At 41.5% G+C, this 20,410-nt stretch carries 17 protein-coding genes and 2 tRNA genes; 1 reads left to right on the forward strand and 18 read right to left on the reverse strand.

All coding sequences use genetic code 11. The features are described from left to right. Positions 1-91: 91 nt before the first annotated feature. The 18 genes from sigH to ACQRD1_RS12550 all read right to left on the reverse strand — a co-directional run bounded on the left by sigH (position 92) and on the right by ACQRD1_RS12550 (position 19,412). The gene (sigH, locus tag ACQRD1_RS12465) at positions 92-709 is read right to left on the reverse strand and encodes an RNA polymerase sporulation sigma factor SigH (protein ID WP_347376690.1); all 618 of its coding nucleotides are present in this window, start codon (positions 707-709) and stop codon (positions 92-94) included. Between the two features lie 27 nt (positions 710-736). Next, positions 737-1,489 (reverse strand): 23S rRNA (guanosine(2251)-2'-O)-methyltransferase RlmB, encoded by a 753-nt coding sequence (rlmB, locus tag ACQRD1_RS12470; protein ID WP_235234014.1) that lies wholly within the window; start codon positions 1,487-1,489, stop codon positions 737-739. Between the two features lie 9 nt (positions 1,490-1,498). After that, positions 1,499-1,942, reverse strand: coding sequence for a Mini-ribonuclease 3 (locus tag ACQRD1_RS12475; RefSeq protein WP_235234012.1), 444 nt, complete (start codon positions 1,940-1,942; stop codon positions 1,499-1,501). Beyond that, positions 1,927-3,333, reverse strand: a complete 1,407-nt coding sequence (cysS, locus tag ACQRD1_RS12480; RefSeq protein WP_235234011.1) for a cysteine--tRNA ligase — start codon at positions 3,331-3,333, stop codon at positions 1,927-1,929. Before cysS ends, ACQRD1_RS12475 begins: the two co-directional genes overlap by 16 nt. A gap of 1 nt (position 3,334) precedes the next feature. Next, positions 3,335-4,030, reverse strand: a complete 696-nt coding sequence (gene epsC / locus ACQRD1_RS12485; RefSeq protein WP_235234010.1) for a serine O-acetyltransferase EpsC — start codon at positions 4,028-4,030, stop codon at positions 3,335-3,337. Between the two features lie 614 nt (positions 4,031-4,644). Next, entirely contained in the window at positions 4,645-6,723 is a 2,079-nt protein-coding gene (locus tag ACQRD1_RS12490; protein WP_235234025.1) for a sensor histidine kinase, read from the reverse strand. Next, positions 6,695-7,402, reverse strand: a complete 708-nt coding sequence (locus tag ACQRD1_RS12495) for a response regulator transcription factor (protein ID WP_235234009.1) — start codon at positions 7,400-7,402, stop codon at positions 6,695-6,697. The genes ACQRD1_RS12490 and ACQRD1_RS12495 overlap by 29 nt, the downstream gene beginning before the upstream one ends. A 45-nt stretch (positions 7,403-7,447) precedes the next feature. After that, entirely contained in the window at positions 7,448-8,086 is a 639-nt protein-coding gene (locus ACQRD1_RS12500; protein ID WP_235234008.1) for a DUF374 domain-containing protein, read from the reverse strand. Then, a complete protein-coding gene (locus ACQRD1_RS12505; protein ID WP_235234007.1) occupies positions 8,019-9,311 on the reverse strand; it encodes a glycosyltransferase in 1,293 nt (430 codons plus the stop codon). The genes ACQRD1_RS12500 and ACQRD1_RS12505 overlap by 68 nt, the downstream gene beginning before the upstream one ends. 18 nt (positions 9,312-9,329) lie before the next feature. After that, complete coding sequence (locus ACQRD1_RS12510; RefSeq protein ID WP_235234006.1) at positions 9,330-9,839, reverse strand: DedA family protein; 510 nt, start codon at positions 9,837-9,839, stop codon at positions 9,330-9,332. A gap of 871 nt (positions 9,840-10,710) precedes the next feature. Beyond that, positions 10,711-11,835: a GNAT family N-acetyltransferase gene (locus ACQRD1_RS12515; RefSeq protein ID WP_427787659.1), complete on the reverse strand. Its 1,125-nt coding sequence runs from the start codon at positions 11,833-11,835 to the stop codon at positions 10,711-10,713. Next, positions 11,798-12,346 carry a 2-C-methyl-D-erythritol 2,4-cyclodiphosphate synthase gene (gene ispF, locus ACQRD1_RS12520; protein WP_235232109.1) on the reverse strand — a complete coding sequence of 183 codons (549 nt, stop codon included), beginning with the start codon at positions 12,344-12,346 and terminating at the stop codon, positions 11,798-11,800. Before ispF ends, ACQRD1_RS12515 begins: the two co-directional genes overlap by 38 nt. Continuing rightward, positions 12,347-12,646, reverse strand: coding sequence for a DUF2892 domain-containing protein (locus ACQRD1_RS12525; RefSeq protein ID WP_235232108.1), 300 nt, complete (start codon positions 12,644-12,646; stop codon positions 12,347-12,349). A 154-nt stretch (positions 12,647-12,800) separates the two neighbouring features. After that, positions 12,801-12,874 (reverse strand) — tRNA-Met (locus ACQRD1_RS12530). 33 nt (positions 12,875-12,907) lie between these two features. Next, a tRNA-Val gene (locus ACQRD1_RS12535) sits at positions 12,908-12,980 on the reverse strand. Positions 12,981-13,210: 230 nt separating this feature from the next. After that, positions 13,211-14,545 (reverse strand): NADP-specific glutamate dehydrogenase, encoded by a 1,335-nt coding sequence (gene gdhA / locus ACQRD1_RS12540; RefSeq protein WP_235232107.1) that lies wholly within the window; start codon positions 14,543-14,545, stop codon positions 13,211-13,213. 290 nt (positions 14,546-14,835) lie between these two features. Continuing rightward, positions 14,836-18,603, reverse strand: coding sequence for a phosphoribosylformylglycinamidine synthase (locus ACQRD1_RS12545; RefSeq protein WP_427787661.1), 3,768 nt, complete (start codon positions 18,601-18,603; stop codon positions 14,836-14,838). 98 nt (positions 18,604-18,701) lie between these two features. Next, complete coding sequence (locus ACQRD1_RS12550; protein ID WP_427787663.1) at positions 18,702-19,412, reverse strand: TIGR01906 family membrane protein; 711 nt, start codon at positions 19,410-19,412, stop codon at positions 18,702-18,704. A 96-nt stretch (positions 19,413-19,508) separates the two neighbouring features. On the opposite strand from ACQRD1_RS12550, the gene ACQRD1_RS12555 reads away from it, so the two are divergent. Further along, complete coding sequence (locus ACQRD1_RS12555; RefSeq protein WP_235232104.1) at positions 19,509-20,381, forward strand: LysR family transcriptional regulator; 873 nt, start codon at positions 19,509-19,511, stop codon at positions 20,379-20,381. Positions 20,382-20,410: the final 29 nt, after the last annotated feature.

Consider the following 20,410-nt stretch of genomic DNA (forward strand, 5'->3'; position numbering starts at 1 on the left):
ACGCTCTACCGACTGAGCCAAGGCAGCACGCATATCATATATGCAACATTGATACTATACAATATTAATCCTCAGTTTGTCAATAAAAATTTCAGTGATTTTCTCCCTTTTCTTTTTCCAGAATCCTTTCTGTCTTACTTTTAATCCGCTGCAGTGCATTATCAACTGTCTTAGGGCTTTTATCCAATAGTCGAGCGATCGTCTTATAATCGGTTCCCAGAAGATGTAGATATAATACTCTGTTTTCCAGGTCACTGAGCGATTCCTCCAGCTTACTTTCCAGCAATTCTGCATATTCACGATTCACCAGTAATTCTTCCGGATTGCTTTCACCGCCCGCTTCCATTGTCTCCAAAAGAGTGACCTGCTCATCCGTCTTCTCATATAAGGAAATATAGCTATTTAACGGACTATGTTTTTTTCTCTTAGACGCTTCGATTGCTGAATACATCTGGCGTGTAATACAAAGTCTTGCAAAACTGAAAAAAGATGCCTCCTGTGTCACATCATAATCCTGTACTGCTTTAAACAGCCCGATCATCCCCTCCTGGATCAGATCATCATTCTCTCCTCCCAGAAGATACATGGCATTGGCTTCTTTTCGCACCAGATTCTTATATTTCTCCATAATATAATCGATAATACTCTTATCTCCTTCTCGGAGTCTTCGGATCAACTGTTCGTCCGACATCTTCTCATAACTTGCCATATACCCACCATTATGAACCACTTTCTTTTATTGCATCCGTTGTCTCACAATCTCATAGGCCAGTACACCTGCAGCAACAGATGCATTCAGAGAATCTATATCGCCTTTCATAGGAATACTTGCCACAAAATCGCAATTTTCTTTTACCAGGCGGCTGACACCATCTCCTTCATTGCCAATGACCAATCCGACAGGTCCCTTCAGATTCAGATCATACATCATCTTGCCGCCCATATCGGCACACACGAACCAAAGACCCTTTTCTTTTAATTCTTCCATCGTCTTTGTAAGATTCGTTACTTTTGCAACCGGTGTATAATTCAAGGCTCCCGCAGAAGTCTTTGCCACTGTAGCAGTAAGCCCCACTGCCCTTCTCTTAGGAATGATTACTCCATGTGCACCTGCCAGATTGGCAGTACGAATAATCGCTCCAAGATTATGCGGATCTTCAATATTATCAAGAAGAATCAGGAAAGGATCTTCGCCCTTTTCCTCTGCCAGCTTCAACATGTCTTCTACTTCTGAATACTCATATGCTGCTGCACAGGCAATCACACCCTGGTGTTTTCCTGTTACAGATAACTGAGACAACCGTTCTTTTTCTACGAAATGAATAATTGTATCATGCTTTCTTGCCTCTCTGACAATGGTCCGCACCGGACCGTCCTGGCATCCGTCCAATACATATAACTTGTCAATTGGCTTACCAGACCGAAATGCCTCCAGAACTGCATTACGTCCTTCTATCATATTTTCATTCACTTTTTTTTCGTTATTCATATATGCTCCCTATACGCTTTCTAGACTATCTAATCCTATTTTAACCAGATCCAGCATTCTTTTCCACTCTTTTTTTAGATACAGATATCCCATCAATGCCTCAAAGCCTGTTGCCCTTCGATAATCAGTAATCGACTGATTCTTGGCAGGAGATACACTTTTTGCATTTCTCCCGCGCTTAAATACTGCATGTTCTTCTTCTGTCAGATGCTCCTGAATCGTACGCATCATCTTCGACTGGGCAGATGCCTGTACCATAGAACTGGTCTCACGATGAAGCTTTTGCACCTGCTTATTTCCCTCATTGATCACCAGTGACTTGATGATCAGATCATAAATACTGTCCCCGATATACGCCAAAGTAAGAGGTGAATATTCTTTTATATCCACCTCTTTCATCTGGAATAATTCCTGCATATAGGAGTCAAACTGCCATTCTACGCTCTTTTCCATTGCACTCCTTCACGGGTATCTTTTAAGATGATTCCCTTTGCCAATAATTCATCTCTGATTGCATCTGCTCTTGCAAAATCCTTTGCCTTACGTGCGGCCTGACGTTCTTCGATCAGTTTTTCAATCTCTTCATCCAGGATATCTTCCTTCTTATCCACGATCAGACCAAGAACATCTGTAAGTTTTACCAGAAGATCGAACAGATTCTTCAGATACTCTTTGGAACTGTCAGCATTTGCTGTCGTATTGATGTATTTAACCAGATCAAAGACTGCTGCCACTGCATCTGCTGTATTGAAGTCATCATCCATTGCCTCTTCGAACTTCTGGGTAAATTCTCCTGCCTTTGTAAATGCTTCTTTTTCCTCTTCAGTCATCACTTCTGCCTTCGCATTGCCTATTAAAAACTTCAGGTTATCTGCTGCATTGACAATACGCTCCAGACCATTTTTAGAAGCTTCCATCAGATCTGCACTAAAGTTCAATGGACTTCTGTAATGTGCACTCAACATAAAGAAACGAAGTACCTGCAGATCATACTGCTCGCTGATCTCACGGACAGTCCGGAAGTTTCCAAGGGATTTACTCATCTTACGATTATCAATATTTAAAAATGCATTGTGCATCCAATATTTTGCAAATTCCTTTCCATTGGCGGCCTCACTCTGCGCAATCTCATTTTCATGATGCGGGAAGATCAGATCCTCTCCACCTGCATGAATGTCAATCTGTTCACCAAGATATTTCTTAGACATCTCAGAGCACTCAATATGCCAACCCGGACGTCCGTCACACCATGGAGACTGCCAAGCAGGCTCGCCTTCCTTTTTCGGTTTCCAGAGTACGAAATCCAATGGATCTTCCTTCTCATCTTCTCCAGTAACCAGAAGAGAACGTTCGCCGGAGCGGAGATCGTCCAGATTCTTGTGAGAAAGCTTTCCATAATCTTTGAACTTTCTGGTGCGGTAATATACAGTACCATTTTTCTCATAAGCATATCCTTTATCGATCAGTGTCTGGATCATATCTACCATACCACAGATTTCTTCTGTTGCCAGTGGATTCTTGGTCGCCGGCTTGATATTCATACCTTCCATATCTTTCTTGCACTCTGCAATGTAACGTTTGGAAATCTCATCTGAAGAAACCCCTTCTTCAATAGCTTTCTTAATGATCTTATCATCTACATCGGTAAAGTTAGATACATAGTTCACATCGTATCCTTTGTATTCAAAATAACGTCTGACCGTGTCAAATACGATCATCGGTCTTGCATTTCCGATATGGATAAAATTGTATACGGTAGGACCGCACACATACATCTTGACCTTTCCCTCTTCCAAAGGTACAAATTCTTCTTTTGTTCTTGATAATGTATTAAAAATCTTCATATTACGCTTTCTCCTCTTCTATAATCTCTATGTTCTCATCTCTCATACATTTCATACGTTTTTCCATCTCCTGAATCTGCTTATGCATTCTGAGATTGTCTGCCTGCAGTTCCCGGATATCATTACTGATCGGGTCTGGAAGATGTACCTGATCCATATCCAGTCTCGGGATTCTCTCATCCCCCATCTTGACCACTCTTCCCGGGACTCCGACAACCGTACAGTTCGGCGGCACTTCTTTTAACACAACGCTTCCTGCCCCGATCTTGGAATTCTCTCCAATGGTAAATGAACCAAGTACTTTGGCGCCGGCGCTTACCATAACATTATCCTTAAGCGTAGGATGACGCTTGCCTTGCTCCTTACCAGTACCGCCCAGAGTCACCCCCTGGTACAATGTAATGTTATCTCCAAGCTCTGCAGTCTCTCCAATGATCACCCCGCTTCCATGGTCAATAAACAGACCTTTTCCAATAGTCGCGCCCGGATGAATCTCAATTCCCGTCTTTCTGGCAGCCCTCTGGGATACCCATCTAGCCAGAAAATAATGCTTCTTCAGATACAGCTTATGTGCCACACGATAATGCAGGATTGCCTTAAAACTGGAATATAAGAACACCTCCATATTTGACTTGATTGCCGGGTCACGCTCCCGGATCACTTGAATCTCTTCTTTGACATACGATATCATACCCATAAAAATCTCTCCTTTTTCGCAGAGTTCACCACTAATAAAATAAAATGAGCTTATCTGGAAGATACTTCTCTAAAATGTACTTCTCTAATACATACTTTTCTAATACGTACTTCTCTAAAATATATTTTTCAGAATAATAACTCTATTAAAATAAAAAACTTCGTCTCTTATCAAATCTAAGAGACGAAGCAACTCCGCGGTTCCACTCTTCTAGAGGATAATTTCCACTTACAGAATCTGTCACCAAAAGACATCCTTCGATTGCGTAAAACCAAAGCACACCTTAACAGATCATGGAATCTTCCTCCACCTTGATACACGTAACGTGTGTAATTCCGTATCCGGCTACTTCCATTCATCAGCCACTCCCATGACCCAACCTTTCACCGAATCAACTCCCGGAGGCACTTCACAGCCGCTTCCCTCGAAACTGCTTTCAGCCGGTGACAGTTTCTCTCTGATAGTTCCACAATCTGCTACTCTTTCCGTTCATCGTTTTTCTCGTATAGGATATATAATATGTGAAAACGCAAAAAATGTCAATCGGGTACAGGACATTTTTCATTTTGGGACACCACATTTTTCAATTGGGGACGTAGTACTTTTGCAAAGTACTACGTCCCCAATTGAACTTCTACCTTGAACAGATCTGCCTCTGTTTCTATTTTCAACTTTCCTTTCTGCAGTTCTGTAAAGCTTTTTGCTATCGCCAGTCCAAGCCCTGAACCTTCGGTATTTCTTGCGGTATCGCCTCGAACGAAGCGTTCGGTAAGTTCTTCGGGATTGAAGTTTAGTTCTGTTGCGGAGACATTTTTCATCCGAATCCGTACTTTTTCTTTTTCTTTTGTGATTTCAACGTATACTCTAGTATACGGCATTGCGTATTTTACGATGTTGACCAGGAGGTTTTCGAAGATTCGATAGGTCTTCTGGCTGTCGAGTGGGAGAATTACTTTTTCTTCTGGGTAAGTGCAGCGGAATTCCAGGTTTGCTGCCTTAATCTTATCTTCCAGCTCGAATTTGACTTGTTTGAACAGATTGACTACATCTACATCTATAATATTGAGTGTAACGTTTTTGCTGCTTGCCTTGCTGATTTCAAACAAATCTTCTATGAGTACCTTGAGCCGCAGGGATTTGCGTTCGAGAACATCAATGTATTCTTTTTTCTTCTCTTCATCTTTTTCATTTTTCAAAAGATCAACATATGTAATGATTGCTGTCAGTGGAGTCTTCAGATCATGGGATACGTTGGTGATAAGTTCTGTCTTCATGCGCTGGCTTTTGACTTCTTCATCCACTGCCTTTTTAAATCCATTTTGAATCTTTTCAATTTCTGGTTTAAATGGCTGAAACACGCCCAGGTCTTCGGTGATTACGACATCCAGGTTCCCTTTAGCGATTTCACCGGTTGCTTTTAAAAGTACCGCGTATTTTTCCTGCAGATCACTATAGTATTTGCGAAGAATCAAGAATAAGACCACAGAATATACAACCAGTGCCATAATACCAAAGAACCAGAGGGAACATGTGATGGCAAGTATAAGAAAATTCACCCCAACAATTTTCAGGATTGTTTTATTACTTTTTTCACGGAAGTCAATATCTGTCAATGAGTGGTAGCATTTCTGAAGTCCGTTTTTTCCTTTGGTCATAAGGAGCTGCCATATCTGTCTGATATATTTCCATGAAGAACCTGTGAGTGTCTCTTCTTTCAGGTAACGTCGGATTCCCATTGTGTAAATATGGCGCACGCAGGACGCCGTCCAATAGACAATGGCAAACACCAGAATCCAGACTGTAAAATCAAAGAAATCTGCAATTCCATTATTTCTCTGAAAGAGCCATCCACAATGGTTAAATATGACCGCAAGCATTATCCAGAAGATGATCACCACAGCTTCCAGCGGTGCATGAAAGATTTTTTCTTCTCCTGTTTTCAACGATGGAAATACCGGATAGAGCATCGCCAGTGCAGCTACTATGATCATCAGGATCACAATAAAATTATTTGCACTCTCTGGAGCATGGGTTCCCACATAAAAGTAGTGTTCAAAATATGTCTGGAGATTCTCTTCTGTCATTGCAAATATATAAGTGCGATCCTTTGGAGTCTGAAACATGCCCTGTGTGTCTGTCTCATAATAATCATCATCCCATTCCGGATTATCTTCTTGAAATCGATTCAGCACTTCCCTCAACTCGGTAATCTGTTCAGCCTGATAATCACTTTTTTCGATCTTGACGCTTGGCATACCATTTTCATCATATGTGATGACCATTCCCAGTGCAAATGCATCCATATTCTTCTCTGATAGAGATTGTTTGGACTCCACTTTACTCTTTGCCACAACTTTTCCATCTTCATCTTTGACCTGATAATCCAGATAAGGATAGAAAGAATCAAATTCTTCTTTTACGTCCGACATGTACTCTTCCAGAAATTCATTAAATCCATCAGAATCTGCTTCTTCTCTTGTACTTTCCGTATTGTACAAAATATACGACGCCTCAATAAACTGCTCCAGGAAATCTTCTGAAGTAAGCTCTTCTCGTCTGTCCTGCTCAATGGCTTTATTTTCTTCCTGATACCATTGATGATATTGTGTCATTACTGATAGCGATGCTGTCATAATAGTCAGCAGTATCAATACGACTGCCAATTTATGCCTGTTTTTCAATTTTGTATCCAACACCCCACACCACCTTCAAATATTTTGGTTCCTTTGGATTGATTTCTATTTTTTCACGAATATTCCTCACATGGACCATAATGGTATCTGTATTTACTGCCCGTTCATTCCACACGCGTTCATAGATCTCTTCTGCGGAAAAGATTCTGCCCGGGTTCTTCATCAAAAGTAACAAGATCTTATATTCTGTCGGGGTTAATTTTACAGGTTCACCATCTACAGAAGCTTCCATCGTATCTTCATTAAGCTCTAGTCCTCCGATTATATAGATATTCTCCATCTTCTCTTTCTGATCCAGTTTTTCCATAAATCTACGGTAACGCCGAAGCTGTGAATTAACTCTTGCCAGTAATTCCATTGGCGTAAATGGTTTTGTTATGTAATCATCCGCCCCCATATTAAGCCCCATGATCTTATCCACTTCTTCTGATTTTGCTGATAAAAATATCACAGGAAAATCATATTTTTCCCTTAACTTTATAGTCATCTGAATTCCGTCCATTCGCGGCATCATCACATCCACGATTGCCAGATGAATCTCTTGGGATTCAATCACTTTCAGACCCTCCAATCCATCTGCTGCCTGATACACCTCATATCCCTGACTTTTTAAATATATTTCCACACCTTCACGGATTTCTTTGTCATCTTCTACGATTAACACATGATTCATTTTCATTCCGATGATTCCTTTCCTTCCTTCTACATATGAAGAAGAATATTCTCAGGAGGATGTTTCCCCGCCAATCATTATACTACACTCCCGTTCACAAGGATATACCCGGATTCTCGGAGGACAATGGCAGGATACGATTCCATAATTATCGAACCGCACTGTAATCCTGGAAAATGGCAATGGAATGTGATAATGATCCCATCGTCTGTTCAGAGAAATTTTATGTGAATAGGAAATCGTGACTCCAGTCAACTCCGTCTGACTCTTCTCAGACAAAAAATAGGTCAGTTTCTTCGGGATATGTCTAGGCCCTAATGGACCGTCCATGGCAATTGCCACACTTCTTTTTGCTTCTTTCAAGGCTTTCAACAGATCTTTCAAGGTACCGGCATTGCAGAAACCATATCCTACTCTGACCGCTTCTCCTCCACAACGCTCCAGAAGATTCTGAATATATTCTCCACGTTCATCTGCAGTTACCAGAACAGATACGTCTGCACATTCTTTTGTGACTGCCTGGAGTACCAGATTCATAGCAAAGCTGTCCTCATGCCAGAATCCCACGATATTATGTCCAGAAAACATCTCTGGCTGCTGCCATTCTATGCATACTGTTTTTTCAAGAAGCTTTAAATAAATGTAAAACAGACGACATAACATCTTTCTTTTCATAAGCTTCATGTCCATATTCTTCCGCCCTCCTTCTCTCTTCTAAAATCATACGATAATCTTCTTCTGCCTCTGCCGCGATATAAGCCATCTGATAATTCTGTGCCATCCCAAGCGCATTTGCACCAAATCTGCATCTCTTCTCGTGATCCATCATCAGTTCTTCCGCCTTTGCAGCAAATATATCTTCCGACTCCGCTGTAAGATAACCATTCTTTGCATCTTTTACAATATCATTGACTCCACAGGCTGACACAGCAGCCACTGGCAGCCCTGCAGCCATCGCTTCCGCAAGTACAATTCCCTGGGTCTCTGACTGGGAAGCAAACAAAAACACATCACTTGCAAACAGATAATTTTTCACTTTCTGATTCGGTACTTCTCCGACAAATCTCACCACCCCTTCGATACCGAGCTCTTTTGCATATAGTTCCAGTGCCGATCGTTCTGCTCCATCACCAATTACCATTACGCTGAATCCATCCCCCACACGTCGCCGAAGACATTGAATACTTCGCAGAAGAAAATAAAGATTCTTTTCCTTCTCCAATCTTGACACCGTACAGAACAAACAGCGTTTATCCCCCAGATATGTTCTTTTGATTTCATCGGATACTTTCTCATCTTTCACATAAGAACCGTCATCCAGACCCGTCGGAAGAATCCGGACAGGTGTAGAAATTTCTTGTCGTAAGATAGAATCTCTCATACCGGCAGAAGGCGCCAGCACAAGGTCACATTTGTTCATAAATGATGCCATATACCTGGGAAGCCATTTTCTGCTTTGCTCCAGACATTTTTCCACAGCTGTCCACTCTCGCTTTCCTGAAAACACATTGATGTAATGCAGATATTCCTCATATCTCGTATGATATGTATAGATCAGAGGCAATTGATATCTGCGGCTTAGAGCCACTGCCACATTTCCGATCAACATTGGATGATGCACATGAATCAGATCAAATTTTCTTTTTGCAAATGCTTCCCTTATTCTTGGATCCGTTACATCAGGGATAACCATTCCATTTTCAAATTTTCTTCGGCAAGACCGGTAACGCACTACATCTTCTTGTTCTTCTACTCTCTGGTCTCCTGTCTCTTCATTCTCCAGTTCTCGGTACTCTGGTGCAAATACACAGACTTCATGTCCCCTTTCACGCAACCCGCATGTCAATCGTTCCACGGACACAGGAACACCTCCCACAAAGGGTTTATAATTGTTTGTCATCATTGCAATCTTCATATCCTTCTCCCCTTCTTATCATCTCAGAATCTGCCACACAGCATCTCCCAGAAAGTATCCTGCTCCGACAAATACCAGGTTCCACACAAACACACCCAATAAGGAACTCAATGTATAACTTCCGAATCCCATCGAAATCATACCTGCCGGGATGGAAATCAACGTCCTGATCATGGGCACCAGTTTTCCAAGGAACACACCTGTCGTCCCCCGTTTTCGCAGCATTTCCATATTCTGTTCGATCAATTCCCTATGCTGTGGAAAATGCCGGAGATAAAACCGCAGGAAGATCTCTCCGCCCAGTCTTCCAAGAAAATACAGTATCCAACTCCCAAGAAGTCCTGCAGCCACTGATATCACCATAACCGCAGGGAAGCTGATATCACCACGCGCTGCCCAGATTCCTGCCAGCGGCATGATCACCCCTGCGGGAAATCCCGGAAGATTCATATATTCCAGCAGAACAATCAAAAACACAAATACAGCCCCATATTGCGCAAAATATTGAGTAAGCATCTGGATTGTCATAAACAAGACCTCCCTTCGTTCTGATACTATAAGCATAATAGGGAAATCTTAAGAACGAAGAATGAAAATTCTAAAGATATTCTAAAGATGGGAATTTAGATTAGTTAGTTGGTAATTGGAAGGTGTACGGCGCAAGGGAGTTGGATAGGCTGGTCTGTATCCGGTATCCTTCGCCAAGAATCCATAACAGAAAAAAGAGTTGCAATTTCGTGACCGGACTGATTCACCGAGAAATTTAGATAATTTCTCGATTCAGCAGTCCTTTCGAACTTGGCTGGATGCCAAATTCTCACACGGAATTGCAACTCTTTTTTCTGTAACGGATTCTAACGCTTGACTAGACGGATACAGACCAGCCTATCCAACTCCCTTGCGCCTGACATTCCCAATTACTGAACGAACTCATCTGGGGTAATTCCTGGCGCGAAGCGCAATGGGGAACGATGTTTTTATACTATTCATCATTATTTCAATGGAAGAATCAGTTAGTTATTCTGCCAGTTTTTTGACAATATCTTTACTATGATCTTTCCCTCTGCATGACGCGCAGGAATTCTCCCAGATGAGGAAGTTGCGGACTTGGGGGATGTCAGGCGAGAAGACGAATGGAATGGTTGCCTTTCGTTGGACAAGCGTTAGAATCCGTTACTGGAAAAGAAGCAGATATTTTGTGCGAAGATTTGGCTTCAAGCCAAATCTGAGAAGGCTGCTGAGCCTCGAAATTATCAATATTTCGGGGTGAATCAGCCTGGTCACAAAATATCTGCTTCTTTTCCTGTTATGGATTCTTAGCGAAGGACTTCGCAATGGCAACCATCCCATCCATCCTCTCGCCGTACACACCCAATTACCAACTAACTCAACTAAATTCCTACACAACCTCATTCAGATAAATCTTAGAAAGTGGTATGATTTTCTTCATCTCTGCTTTCATCCTTTCGGACATCTCAACACCTTCCTCCTGGCAGACTTCTTCCACTGTCTTTGCACCGAATACCAGACTTGCCAGTGCAGCGACCGTTATAGTTCCTTCGCTGTTTTCCAGTTTCCCGTCCATAAGCATTACTCCGGAAAATTCAGTTCCAGTTATAACAACACAGCGATTATTTTCTACAATAATGGGATCGGTTACACAAAAACATGTACTCATTAAAGAGCGCAGAGAAAGAGACATCAACATCCTGCGAACATCTACAATTCTTACCATAATCTTTGGTTTTTCTTTTTCTTCTGCCGTTTCTTCAGGATACCATCCAAGACAATCTGTTATTTTTCCTTCTTTACGGTATATTTTCAGACTTCCTCCGTCACTGGCATATTCTTTTATCAATCTCTGATAATATGCGGCATCTCTGATAGCAAATACCTGATATTGTCCCAAGAGATAAGAATTGGCAAACTCTGCCAGCTCTTTGCAATCCTTTTCTTTTGCATCTTCAACCACCAAAAAATCATCTTTTTGTTGCATCTCATTTTCTTTCTGTTCACAATACACCCTTTTATTTTGCTCATAAACTGTCCGAAAATCATAGGGAATATAAATACTTTCAGAAGCTGGCATCAAAAAAGTAAATGTCTTTCCATCCCGATATTCATCTCTTAATGCTTGCTTTAAAAGGTTAGCCATATATCCTCTTTTACGATATTCCTTCTGTGTTGCAACTGCAACAATATAGTTAACCTCCTTTTCGGATCCATTTACATACAAATGATACGGATTTAGATGAAGCATGGCACGAATCGCTTCATCCTCTTCTATGACATATATTTGATTGTCTTTTGTCTTTTCCATATAATAATAATCAACAAACCCTTTACTGTCTTCCTCAAAAACTTCTTCATATAATGCCCGTGTCTTTCCATTTTCCCCGGGACTTAAGTTACGTATATCCATTCTTCTATTATCCTTTCTTTGAGAAAGAGAAGCCCCTGTACGGAGCTTCTCTTTTACTATCATACTATCTTTCCATATGCGGACAGCCACTGCATCCTGCACATCTTCCTTCTTCTGGTCCTACGACATAGCTACAATTTTCTATCGTATCAAGAGCTGCTATCGCCTGAGCGGAAATTCCAGCACCGCTTCCAGTAAATCCAAGCCCCTCTTCCGTTGTCGCCTTAATATTTACTTGGCTAATATCCACATGCAATACTTCTGCCACATTCATACGCATCTGTTCGATATGTGGCGCCATCTTCGGACGTTGGGCAATAATCGTTGCATCAATATTTCCAATCACATATAAGTTATCCTCAATGAGCTTTCCTACATGTTCTAACAATTTGATACTAGAGATACCTTTATATTGGGGATCAGTATCTGGAAAATGCCTGCCAATATCTCCCAATGCAGCAGCTCCTAACAACGCATCCATAATCGCATGCAGAAGCACATCCGCATCTGAATGTCCCAAAAGACCTTTTTCGTATGAAATCTTAACTCCACCTAATATCAGATCCCTGTCTTCTACCAATTTATGAACATCATATCCCATTCCAACTCTCATCTATGATTCCTCTTTTTCTTCTATTTTTTCAACTTCTTCTTTTACCACTTCTTGATCAGAATCTACTTTATCGTCTTCCTCTATATTCGACTCTTCATAGTCCGTATATTCCTTTTTAATATATTTCTTCACTCCCAAAATGCACCATGTTGCTCCTAGAATCAGGAATGCAAGTCCTATGAGTAAAAAAACAATAAAATTTTCCGGCTTATTTAAAACAGAATCACGAACCAGGCTATATCCAAGATAGACCAGATATGCCCCTGCAAGAATTCGAATCGTTAATCTTCCTTTCGTCATTATCGTACTCCTCCTCAATAATAGCGTAGTCTATATTTTTAATATTATAAATGATTTCTTATTTTTTGTATAGTGGAGACACAAAAATAAAACCCTATCTCTTCTATTCATATTCAAAAAAAGAGAGAACATTCAACGTCTCCCTTTTTACAAGTAGCGGGAACTGGATTTGAACCAGCGACACCACGGGTATGAACCGTGTGCTCTAGCCAACTGAGCTATCCCGCCATATTAAATTAACACAACTCTTCTTGAGTTGAATGGGACCAATAGGGCTCGAACCTATGACCCTCTGCTTGTAAGGCAGATGCTCTCCCAGCTGAGCTATGATCCCATATTGGTTTGCAAGTTCTTATCTCTCGAACCGACTTCGTTAGTATACCATTAACTCTCACCAATTGTCAACAGTTTTTTTAATTTTTTTGCAAATTCCGAAAATATTTTTTATAATCCCCGAAAATACGCTATTTCATGCTCGTAAATAAAATTCTCCTTTCAAAAAGGGACAGGGATATTTTAATTTGGGACGGAGGAATTGAAAAAACCCCCGTCCCCATATACAATTTACACAATTCCCTGAGCTGTCATAGCATCTACTACTTTTTCGAATCCGGCAATGTTTGCTCCGGCAACGTAGTTGCCGTCCATGCCGTAACGTTTTGCAGCATCGTCAATGTTATGGCAGATATTTACCATGATGGATTTCAGTTTTGCATCTACTTCGTCGAATGACCAGCTTAAGCGTTCGCTGTTCTGGGACATCTCGAGTGCGGATGTTGCAACACCACCAGCGTTAGCAGCCTTTCCAGGTGCGAAGATGACTCCGTTTTCCTGCAGATACTGTGTTGCTTCCAAAGTGGTAGGCATATTCGCACCTTCGCATACTGCTACACATCCGTTTGCTACTAACTGTTTTGCATCTTCTAAGTGAAGTTCGTTCTGTGTTGCACATGGAAGAGCAAGGTCTACTTTTACAGACCATACGCCGCGTCCTTCATGATATTCTGAATTTGGACGATATTTCTTGTATTCTGTTAATCTTGCACGATTTACTTCCTTGATTTCCTTCAATGCGTCTACATCAATTCCTTCTGGATCATATACCCATCCGTTAGAATCGCTGACTGTTACGACCTTAGCACCTAACTGCTGTGCTTTCTGTGTTGCGTAGATTGCAACATTTCCGGAACCGGATACAGCAACTGTCATGCCTTTGATGTCTTTTCCATTAATCTTAAGAAGTTCCTCTGTCAGATACAGAAGACCATAACCTGTAGCCTCTGTTCTTGCAAGAGAACCGCCATAGCTTAATCCTTTACCTGTAAGCACACCTTCATAAGTTCCCCGGATTCTCTTATATTGTCCGAACATGTAGCCGATCTCTCTTGCACCTGTTCCGATATCACCTGCCGGAACGTCTGTATCAGCACCGATGTATTTGCAAAGTTCTGTCATAAAGCTCTGGCAGAATGCCATTACTTCTCTGTCTGATTTACCCTTTGGATCAAAATCAGAACCACCTTTACCTCCGCCGATCGGAAGGCCTGTCAGTGAATTCTTGAAGATCTGTTCAAAACCAAGGAATTTGATAATTCCAAGATTAACAGATGGATGAAGACGTAATCCTCCCTTGTAAGGTCCGATTGCGCTGTTGAACTGTACACGATAACCTGTGTTGACCTGAACCTGTCCTTTGTCATCTACCCATGGAACACGGAACTTAATCTGTCTTTCTGGTTCTACCAGTCTTTCAAGCAGGGCATCTCTTCTGAATTTATCTTCATTTGCCTCTACTACTACTCTCAATGATTCCAATACTTCTTTGACTGCCTGGTGGAATTCTGGTTCAGCAGGGTTTTTTGCCACTACTTTTTCCAGGACTTCATCTACATATGACATACCTTTTACCTCCTAAAATAATTCCTTCAAAGCATTTTTATATAATGCACCCCATGTTATGCCTTATATAAAAAAACGGGCAGACAAGGTCTACCCGTTTGTGACGCTTTTGTCAATTAACATTGTAAAGGATTCACGTATAGAACACAAGGTTTTTTTTCAATTTTATGCAATTTATGCAATTATTTCCTTTTATTCTTTCAAAAACGCCTTAATTTTATGCAGTTTTTACGCTATAATTCGTTTTTTCTTGAAACAGAGTGCTCTCTAAGTTTCATTTTCTTTGTAGCTTATTTAAAATATTCTACACCAGATTCAAAGATCTTCAGATCCTGCTCTCCGTAAATATTCATAGCGACGGAGCGTGCACGTCTCTCAGAATGTGCCATTTTACCAAGCACACGTCCATCCGGGCTGGTGATACCTTCAATTGAACAATAAGATCCGTTAACATTCCATTCTTCATCCATAGTAATATTACCTTCCGGATCACAGTACTGCGTTGCGACCTGCCCATTAGCGAAGAGTTTATCCAGCCATTCTTTATTGGCTACAAAACGTCCTTCACCATGAGAAGCCGGGTTGGTATATACACCGCCGAGCGTTGCTTTCTGAAGCCATGGAGACTTATTGGTAACCACTTTTGTGTATACCATCTTGGAAATATGACGTCCGATCGTATTGTATGTCAAAGTCGGGGCATCTGCATCCTGTCCGGTAATCGCTCCATTTGGAACCAGTCCCAGTTTGACAAGTGCCTGGAATCCGTTACATACACCGAGTACCAGTCCGTCACGCTCATTCAAAAGTTTTTCTACCGCTTCTTTCATCTTCGCATTCTGGAATGCAGTTGCAAAGAATTTTGCAGAACCATCCGGTTCATCACCAGCACTGAATCCGCCTGGGAACATGATAATCTGGGCATCATTGATTGCTTTTTCAAACACATTGACAGAATCAATGATATCTGAAGCATTCATATTCTTGAATACTTTAACATTCGTCTTTGCTCCGGCTCTTTCAAATGCTTTTGCACTGTCATATTCACAGTTTGTTCCAGGAAATACCGGAATAAATACCGTCGGCTGCGCAATCTTGTGGTTACAGATATAGATATCTGAGGTCTCATACACTCCAGTTTCAACCTTTTCATCCTGTCCTTCTGCACCAGAATTAGTCGGGAATACTTTTTCCAGTGTTCCTTTCCATGCTTCTTCTGCATCGGCAATGGTAATCTTTACATCCTTGTATGCAAGAACAGGTTCTTCTGTCACTTCACCGATTACCATATAAGTGATGCTCAATTCTCCCACTTTATCTGCAGGAACTTCCGCAATGATATCACCAAATGCAGGAGCAAACAGATCTCTTTCATCTACATTGTGTTCCAGAGTAACACCCATTCTGTTACCAAATGCCATCTTGCTGACAGCTGCTACAATACCATGTCTGTCAAGTGCATATGCAGATACAATCTTTCCGCTGTGAATATCCTCTGTAAACTTCGCATACTGATCCATGACTTTCTCATATACCGGGACATCATATTCATCTGTCTCAATACGAAGCCACACCAACTTATTACCTGCCTTCTTCAATTCAGGAGTAATAATATCCTTTTCTGTAGCAACATCTACTGCAAAGGAAACCAGTGTCGGCGGAACATCGATATCCTCGAAAGTTCCAGACATACTGTCTTTTCCTCCGATGGATGGAAGGCCGAATCCAAGCTGTGCATCGTAAGCCCCCAGAAGTGCTGCAAACGGCTGGCTCCATCTATGTGGATCTTCCGTCATACGGCGGAAATATTCCTGGAAAGTAAAGCGAATCTTGCTATGGTCACCGCCTGCTGCAACAATCTTCGCAACAGACTCGGTCACAGCATAGATTGCTCCATGATATGGACTCCAGGTGGACAGATACGGATCAAATCCATAACTCATCATCGTGACTGTGTCGCAGTCTCCCGTCAATACTGGAAGTTTTGCTACCATCGCCTGTGTCTCTGTCATCTGGTATTTTCCACCATGTGGCATAAATACGGATGCAGCACCGATGGAACCATCAAACATCTCTACAAGACCTTTCTGAGAACATACATTCAGATCTTTCAGGGTTGTCATCCATTTTTCTTTGACATCTCCAACTTCTTCTCTGACAAGAATGCTGTCTTTTCTGTTCGGAATATCCACTGCAACCGTAGTTTCCTGATGTGCTCCGTTCGTATCCAAGAATGCACGGGACAGATTGACAATCTCTTTTCCTCTCCAGGAAAGCACCAGTCTTGGCTCCTCTGTTACAACTGCAACACAGACTGCTTCCAGATTTTCTTCTTTTGCATAGCCCATGAATTCATCTACATCTTTTGGATCAACGACGACTGCCATACGCTCCTGGGATTCAGAGATTGCAATTTCCGTTCCATCCAGACCTGCATATTTCTTCGGGACTTTATCAAGATCAACTTTTAAACCGTCCGCCAGTTCTCCGATTGCCACAGAAACTCCGCCAGCGCCAAAGTCATTACATTTCTTAATTAATTTACTTACTTCTTCTCTTCTGAAAAGGCGCTGAATCTTACGCTCTGTCGGAGGATTACCCTTCTGAACCTCAGCACCGCAAGTTTCAATAGATTCTTCGGTATGTACTTTGGAAGATCCGGTTGCGCCGCCGCAGCCATCACGTCCGGTACGTCCGCCAAGAAGGATAATGATATCTCCAGGATCAGAAGTTTCGCGGATAACCGCACGTCTTGGTGCCGCACCTAATACCGCTCCGATCTCCATACGTTTTGCCACATAATTTGGATGATAGATTTCTTTTACAGTTCCTGTTGCCAGACCAATCTGATTACCATAAGAACTGTAACCATGAGCTGCCTCACGAACCAGCTTCTTCTGCGGAAGCTTTCCTTTCATCGTATCTTTCACAGATACCGTCGGGTCTGCCGCACCTGTCACACGCATTGCCTGATATACATAAGTACGTCCTGACAATGGATCACGGATCGCACCGCCAAGGCAGGTAGCCGCACCACCGAATGGTTCAATCTCAGTTGGATGATTATGGGTCTCATTTTTAAAGTTTACAAGCCATTCTTCTTCCACGCCATCTACTTTAATCGGCACAACAATACTGCAGGCATTAATCTCATCAGACTCCTCCTGATCTGCAAGCTTTCCTTCTTTCTTTAATTTACGCATCGCCATCAAGGCAAGATCCATCAGGCATACGAATTTATCCTCTCTGCCTTTGAAAATCTCACTGTGATCTGCCAGATACTGCTTATATGTATCCTCGATCGGTTCTTTATAATCACCCTCTCCGAAGGTAACATCTGTCAGTTCTGTTGAAAATGTTGTATGTCGGCAGTGGTCAGACCAGTAAGTATCCAGCACACGGATCTCTGTCATGGAAGGATCTCTGTCTTCCTCTCCTTTGAAGTATTTCTGAATGTGAAGGAAATCCTTGAATGTCATAGCAAGACCCAGAGAAGAATACAATTCTTTCAACTGCTCCTCTGACATATCTTTAAACCCGTCAAATATAATGACATCTGCAGGTTCATCAAACTTCGTCACAAGAGTATCCGGCTTCTCCATGCCAGTCTCGCGGGAGTCTACCGGATTGATGCAGTGAGCTTTAATTGCCTCAAACTCTTCATCAGAAATCACTCCATCTCTTCCTTCAATCACATAAGTAATCGCTGTCTTAATAACAGGCTGCTCGTCCTCTTTTATGAATTGTACACACTGAATCGCAGAATCTGCACGCTGGTCAAACTGCCCAGGCAGGAATTCTACAGAAAAGATTCTGCATCCGTCTGCAACAGGAAATTCCTCGTGATACAGTGTATCTACCGGCGGCTCAGAAAAGATTCCATTGCAAGCTTTTTCGAAAGTTTCATCGGAAATATTCTCCACATCATAACGAATCAGTACACGCACACTTTCCACATCTTTAATCCCGAGATAGCTCTTAATCTCGTGTCTTAAATCGTCTGCCTGTACTGCAAATCCTGGTTTCTTTTCCACGTAAACACGTTTTACATTACTCATAAATCATCCTCCACACATGAATTCTAGATTATCTGGTTACATTGTAGCATAATTTTTCTTATTAATAAAATTAATACATCTTAATCATTCTATAAGTATTACTTATCATTCTTTTTCACTTTTCTGTTCCAGATCAGGAACATGATCAAAAGAAGTAGTAACATTCCCACAAATGACATACCGATTCGAATCACCATATCAGAAAAGAACCCTTCCGGGAGCATCCGAATCATATAGTCAGTATCTTCATCAAAGAGCCACAGATCATTGGTAAAAAATAGTTGATGAAATATCGTAAAGCACTTTGTAAAATCAATAGAAAATGCCACTGCCAGAAATGCAATCAGCGCCAGGAACACACCGCCCGCAATAAAATAAGCTTTGGGAAGTAGATGCTTCCAGTCTGCCTTCCGTGCTATGAGCAGCACAAGCAGTACGAGGAAAACAATCAGGCATACGGTTCTTAGTTTTAACCCGCCTAAGAACAAATTCCTTACATCTGCCATATGCAGCCTGTCCTGTTCATTGAAAAAGTCCTGCGTCTGGCCATCTACCTCCGTCACAATTGACAATTCATCCTCTTTTCCAATCAGATAAGCCATCATGTGGTCTGTCACTTTCATGACATCTACAATCTTCATATTCAAAGCTTCCGTAACCGTATATTTTTCATATTCCTTCTCATAAAAACGATATTCCGGATCCCCATATATCACCAGTTGAAAACTGGTCAGCAGCATTGCAATAATGAGAAGAAACATTGCAACGACAGCCGCTACACTCATAATCTTATTCTGTTTTCTATTCATATCTCGCTCCTTCCATCCCCATTCTAACATAATCCTCATTGTAATTCACTTCTTTTTGACTTATAATTGGCTTAGCTTTATCAGGAGGACTTATAAATGGATATCAATTATGAATTATATAAAGTATTTTATTATGTAGCAACGACCCTCAGCTTCTCCGAAGCTTCCAAGAAATTATATATATCTCAGTCAGCCGTCAGTCAGTCTGTCAAATCTCTGGAAAAAAAGTTAAATCAGGTTCTGTTCATCCGCAGTACAAAACAAGTACGTCTAACACCGGAAGGCGAAATCCTCTTAAGACATGTGGAGCCTGCCATCAATCTGATCAAACACGGTGAAGCTTCGCTTCTGGAATCCAATGCAGGCGGAGGACAGATTCGCATTGGGGCAAGTGACACAATCTGCCGTTATTTTCTGGTTCCTTATCTGGAAAGATTCCATAAGGAATTTCCAGGCACTCATATCAAGGTTACAAACGCAACTTCCGTTCGCTGTGTAGAGTTACTGGAAAGCGGCCAGGTTGACCTCATTGTCGTCAACTATCCCAATACCTATCTTAGAAATGTCTCTAACGTAAAGAAAATCCGGACTTTTCACGACGTATTCATTGCAAACAATGCTTTTTCAGAATTAAAAGGAAAAAAACTATCTTTAAAACAATTATTAGAATATCCGATTCTTATGCTGGATAAGAAAAGTACGACCAGCGAATTTTTGCATGCACTTTTTCAGCAACATCAGCTGGATCTGGTTCCTGAAATCGAACTGAGCAGTAACGATCTTCTCATCGATCTTGCAAGCATTGGCCTGGGAATTGCATTCATACCGGATTACTGCATTCCTCATAAATCTACAGAACTGTTTATTGTTAGGACTCAGGAGGAACTCCCTGCACGTGAACTGGCAATCGCATATGATGAACATATGCCAGTATCAAATGCGGTGTTAGAATTTCTGAATTATTTCTAATGATCTGCTCTGTCTAGTTCCATATTTCA

Source organism: Bariatricus sp. SGI.019, from assembly GCF_050315235.1.
GTDB lineage: Bacteria > Bacillota > Clostridia > Lachnospirales > Lachnospiraceae > JAFBIX01.

Coding starts and splice junctions, on each gene's coding strand:
- sigH (WP_347376690.1), bottom strand. CDS start 709: ATGGCAAGTTATGAGAAGATGTCGGACGAACAGTTGATCCGAAGACTC.
- ACQRD1_RS12475 (WP_235234012.1), bottom strand. CDS start 1,942: ATGGAAAAGAGCGTAGAATGGCAGTTTGACTCCTATATGCAGGAATTA.
- rlmB (WP_235234014.1), bottom strand. CDS start 1,489: ATGAATAACGAAAAAAAAGTGAATGAAAATATGATAGAAGGACGTAAT.
- cysS (WP_235234011.1), bottom strand. CDS start 3,333: ATGAAGATTTTTAATACATTATCAAGAACAAAAGAAGAATTTGTACCT.
- ACQRD1_RS12500 (WP_235234008.1), bottom strand. CDS start 8,086: ATGGACATGAAGCTTATGAAAAGAAAGATGTTATGTCGTCTGTTTTAC.
- ispF (WP_235232109.1), bottom strand. CDS start 12,346: ATGAGAGTTGGAATGGGATATGATGTTCATAAATTGGTAGAAGACAGG.
- gdhA (WP_235232107.1), bottom strand. CDS start 14,545: ATGTCATATGTAGATGAAGTCCTGGAAAAAGTAGTGGCAAAAAACCCT.
- epsC (WP_235234010.1), bottom strand. CDS start 4,030: ATGGGTATGATATCGTATGTCAAAGAAGAGATTCAAGTGATCCGGGAG.
- ACQRD1_RS12555 (WP_235232104.1), top strand. CDS start 19,509: ATGGATATCAATTATGAATTATATAAAGTATTTTATTATGTAGCAACG.
- ACQRD1_RS12525 (WP_235232108.1), bottom strand. CDS start 12,646: ATGACGAAAGGAAGATTAACGATTCGAATTCTTGCAGGGGCATATCTG.
- ACQRD1_RS12510 (WP_235234006.1), bottom strand. CDS start 9,839: ATGACAATCCAGATGCTTACTCAATATTTTGCGCAATATGGGGCTGTA.
- ACQRD1_RS12550 (WP_427787663.1), bottom strand. CDS start 19,412: ATGAATAGAAAACAGAATAAGATTATGAGTGTAGCGGCTGTCGTTGCA.
- ACQRD1_RS12545 (WP_427787661.1), bottom strand. CDS start 18,603: ATGAGTAATGTAAAACGTGTTTACGTGGAAAAGAAACCAGGATTTGCA.
- ACQRD1_RS12495 (WP_235234009.1), bottom strand. CDS start 7,402: ATGAAAATGAATCATGTGTTAATCGTAGAAGATGACAAAGAAATCCGT.
- ACQRD1_RS12505 (WP_235234007.1), bottom strand. CDS start 9,311: ATGAAGATTGCAATGATGACAAACAATTATAAACCCTTTGTGGGAGGT.